4 protein-coding genes are annotated in these 4,552 nt (G+C 45.7%); 2 read left to right on the top strand and 2 right to left on the bottom strand.

Annotated features, from left to right (window positions below; genetic code table 11):
* Positions 1-525, top strand: a 525-nt coding sequence (locus AC1DH9_RS27240; RefSeq protein ID WP_477809141.1) for a hypothetical protein, incomplete at its 5' end; no start/stop codon positions are given.
* A 91-nt stretch (positions 526-616) separates the two neighbouring features.
* Positions 617-1,060: a hypothetical protein gene (locus tag AC1DH9_RS27245; protein WP_427543278.1), complete on the top strand. Its 444-nt coding sequence runs from the start codon at positions 617-619 to the stop codon at positions 1,058-1,060.
* Positions 1,061-1,169: 109 nt separating this feature from the next.
* Here AC1DH9_RS27245 and AC1DH9_RS27250 read toward each other — a convergent pair whose 3' ends face one another.
* Both AC1DH9_RS27250 and AC1DH9_RS27255 read right to left on the bottom strand, forming a co-directional pair.
* Positions 1,170-2,264: a hypothetical protein gene (locus AC1DH9_RS27250; RefSeq protein ID WP_477809142.1), complete on the bottom strand. Its 1,095-nt coding sequence runs from the start codon at positions 2,262-2,264 to the stop codon at positions 1,170-1,172.
* 31 nt (positions 2,265-2,295) lie between these two features.
* Positions 2,296-4,552: NACHT domain-containing protein (locus AC1DH9_RS27255; RefSeq protein WP_477809143.1), on the bottom strand; the 2,257-nt coding region annotated here is incomplete at its 5' end.

The following is a 4,552-nucleotide window of genomic DNA, read 5'->3' on the forward strand; positions in this document are numbered from 1 at the left end:
AATGGAGTGAGCGTAGAGGTCGTTGAGGTTGGTCGGCTGTCGGAAGCGAAAAGCCAGGTTGTCATAATCAAGCACGATTTATTTGATACTTCAATTGATACTGAAATAGCTGGTCTGAGTCCTACAGCCATAGTGTGCTGGTTGATTGGTGCCGCACCAGAAACGATCGCGAAAAAACTGGGGAAAGAGCTTGTTAATTTTACTGGCGCCGAAATGCCAGAGTATCGCGCTGACGTCCACAAGAGAACTTACGAGTTAGGCCGGAAGACTCTTAGTTCTGGAGGGCTTGTGCAAATTGTAGATCGTATCGGCATTGAATCATGGAACGAAAAAACTGAATTAAGACTATCTCTATCAGAACTCCACTCTGAGCTCGCGGGAGATGAGTACTTTCATACGGCGAGTGGAGTGTTTCTTAGGAAAGCTCCGCAAGGTTTCAGCCGTTCTCAGATTCAAATGCTTAGCCAGGGGCAGTCTTCTGAAGTGATCCCTGCTATAGCTTCTATAAAGTCCTCACTTAAGTAATGAGTAGAATGGGGCAAAGTAATCGACGTTAAGATGTTTGTCCCTTTTTTAATGATAATCATCCGTAAGGTTGTACGGTTTAGGAGTGGTAATGTTTTTGGGGGAAGGTAAAAGAGCTTTGCTTGAGTTTTTAAGAAATTTGACGCCTCAAATTTTATTTCTGACACTTGCAATAATTTTTAGCACTAAGCTCGATTTGGAGACTTTCGATTTTAGTTTTGAAGGTGTTAAAAGGTCATTCGCTTTTGTTATGTGCTTACTTGTTTTTATTGGCGCTTGGGTAGCGAATATGAGTAGCTTTATCGAGTCAGTACTTAAGTCTCCCGAAGAGCTTGAGAAAATAGCAGCAGAAATCAGATGTCAAAAAATTGCGTTTTGGAAGCGTACTTGGATGCTGTTTTGTGCAAATTGTAGATGTAAYAAGCTTGTTTTTTTTGAGGTCGCCTTGGTGGTTGTGATTACACATATTGCGCTTGGTGCTGTTTTCTTTTCAGCCGTACAAAGTGCGGTTGTTAGTCCACTTGTTTACAAATAATCGACTGGAAAGGGAGGGGGGGTTGTTGTTGGCGTGATTTGGCGAATAAATAAATCTGTCCATTTTTTTGGAACTGGTAGGGGGACGTTACCGCTCGCGACAATGCGTTCTATTGGGGCTTGGACACATCCAGAACGAACACATCAATTAGCCCTGATAGTTCTGGTGGTAGCGTTCTTTCGATACTGTTTTTAAGGTCCTGAGCGGTTCCGATACCGTGTTTTATAAGCCCTGCAACCTTTTCATCTACGCCAAACCAGATTGCCAGGAAAATACCCTGTTGCTCTGCGTCCGGGTGGATGGAGTAGCGTTCATGCAACTGAGAGGAAGCAGCGGTGTATAGCTCCCTATGCCACTGTCCTTTTACCTCTGTAACAAGCAGCCGTCTTCTACCGCCAATCATCTTGGTCGCTGTGAAATCACTCCGGTTTTCATTTTTTAGTTGATGCTCCGGCGTCACTGAGATGCCTTGCGGCTCAAGTCTAAGGTTGAGGCGCTCAGCAATAATCTCAGTAGACCGAACTTCGTCCAACCGTTCACCTTTCTCATAAAAGCGATTTGCGGAGTTGAACTCTCCACCATCTATAGCGTTCTGAAAGTCCTGGAGTTCTTGGATCACGAGTTGACGCAGACCTTCCACAGTTACTACGGCATCGCGGTCCAGTCGATTTACGATTTCCTGTGGCGTCGGTGGTTCGAAATCTCTCAGCGCTATCTTCCTGACTTGGTTGGCATGCATGCTCTTTAAGTCCTTGTGAAGGTCTGCGAAGCGCAGGTCGGCAAGAAGCCGGTCGAGGACAAAAATTGCATCATCGGGATCAGCCGAGTTAATTGRCCAGATCACTTCACTCAAAAAGCGGTATGCATTCTCTTCTTTGGGGCTACTCGTTCCCCAGTGACTCGGCAGGTCTACCTTAGGCCATTTGTCGAAGAAAGCGTCTAGAATGGCTTCCACTTTGCTTAATGTGAGCTTGGGCCAATAGGGATGATCAATATAACTCATTCGCCCAGACCGCTCGTGAAATAAAAGAACCGTATCTTTGTCGGCTTTGAGCCAGTTCCAGTATGTTTCTGGTGTGTTTTCCAGAAAATACCATGCGCGTACGAACCAAAATACACGTTTCTGTTCAATGTCTTCTATGCCGGTCGGATTGGGCCAATTGGACATGAACTCTGCACAACGTTCTGCAATGATTTTTTTCAATTCATCACGATTGCCATACTGAGCAGCTATCTCAAAAATCAGTTTCGGCCTTCAGTGCATCACGTTCTTCGTTGGAGACCGTACTGTATTTTGTGTCAATGTTGGTTCTCAGCGCCTTCAGAAGTCGAAGATCAACACCGTCTAAGTTCCCATTAACACGCATAATCTCCAAGCAAGCCGCATAAAGGATCATTACAGAGTGCAAACACTCTGAAGCGCACTGTAGTTCAGCTAGCCTAAGCAGGTCGGGGATTTTCGGAGCAATGAAGTCGAGACAGTTTCTGAGCGCGTTACGAACTAGCGTCTCATCTCCAAGTTCTTGCTCAACTTCGTCTTGACTCATAAGCACCAACTCGGCAAAGCGGACGAGACAACCCCAGTGGCGTCCACCTTCGACTAGTTCCCGGTTATCTTGGATATACTTGATGTTCAATGCGCGGTTGTCGTCTTGTTGCCTGCGACAGCGCTTCATTCTTCGGGTATGCCTAAACCTCGGGATTCGATGTTCTCGTTCAGATTGCAACACAGCCCTGTTGTAATTAACCCACTCTCGCATGAATGAAGGTTTTTTCGATGCTTGCTCGCGCATGTGCCGCCGCAAACTGTCTGGGCCTCTTTCTGCTATATTTCGATGGTGTTGATGTCCAGTCATGAAACTTGCCCACAAATTCGGGTTGTCGGTCTCAAACGCTAGATCGACTACGAATTTACGATCATCAGAGTAAAAATGAAGACCAGAATGGGAGTGGAAATCGAACTTATGTATCCTGGTTTCGAAAATCTGATCACGGTCAGTTAGTTTTCCGAACACATGGGCGATAATGCCTTGACGCAAGTCATCATCCTCTCGAATCACTTTAACCGCTGTGCTTTGGCTTGCAGATTTTTGCTCATGAAAATTCAGATTTTCGACCCATTGCCAAACGCGTTTTGGATCAAATGGAGGTGCTGCCAAATCGAAATAACGGTCAAGCATTGAACCTATTATCTTGCTCATGCCGCTTCGACAATCGCACTCATAAGTCCTCTTGCCGCATTTGCAAAAAAGACCTTTGCTTAGCTCATCCAAAAGACATTCAATGACCGTTAAGTTTAATCCATTGATGAAACTCTTTACAAAGTAGCGCGCACCTATCGTTCGCTCTCGGTGCTCTAGGAGACCTAAAAATAAGTTTGCACAGGCTCGAAAAAAATCAGCAAGATAAGCCTGCTCAAGTTTCTCCGGTCCTAAAGCTTCGATAATTTTGGCTGAAACTTTTAATGAGGCTTGACTTGCTTCAGCAATGAGGGCTGTCAAGTCGGCGCGATGATCATGATCCACTATTTCGAGTAAACATGCACTCGCCACTAGGCGAGTGTTTTCGCTTTCGTCCGACGTTAGAACGAGTTGGCGTAACTCATCTTTTAATTTCTCAATCGCTGGCGACCCCGCCAAAAGCTCAAGAATTAGATCGCGTAAGTGACCATCACTTCCGCTCACAAGAAGAGGTTTGATCTCATCCATAACATCTTGGGTGAAGAAACCTGCAGCACTGAATCTTCGCCAGAAATCTCCCCGTCTAAAATAGGGATCTTTGGTTTCAACTGCTTTCAGCCGCTTTACAAGCAGGCGTTTTGACGAATTTTCAAGCTGGGAAGGGTCGCCGTTCGCAAGTACTGCATAAGGGTCAAGTTCGATTGCGGACTCCTGAATAGACTTGTTACCTAGCGATGCCATCCAGCCCAGAAGCCCCCTGAGTTCATCTCGAACTATGGAGTTAGGTGCAATAATAGGGAGGCACTTAGGAAGTGTCAGAGCGTCCGCCGGGTCTGCTATCCGCTTGGTAAGATAGTCTGCCGCACAGTATTCAGCGACGATCTTGTGAACGGGACGATGTTGATCTGCACTATCGCCAGGTTTAAAAAGTCGAGTTGCTAGGATGCCTTCAGCCGATGTGTTGCCGCGAAATAATGATGCAAGCAAAGGATACATTCGGTCTTCAGTGGCTTCGCTCATGCCAATTCCTTCAGCACCAGACAACAAAAGCTTGGCGAAAACTTCCGATGATAAGTCAACTTTTTGAGTGGTCGAAAGTGTCGAATTGGTTCTCGCTATATTGATGTTAGCTTCCTTCGCCAAATGTTCGACTGCTTGTGAGAAAATAGACCGTTTGTCAGTGAAATATCTTTCGCTTTCGATATAGGCAGCAGCAAACAGTTTCAAAAACTGAGGGTTTGGGAGTAACGCGTCTAAATCAAATCGAGAAACTTCGGCTTGGAACGCTGAGAAATCTTCACCTTGCACATGA

Source organism: Pseudomonas sp. 05T35, from assembly GCF_056396605.1.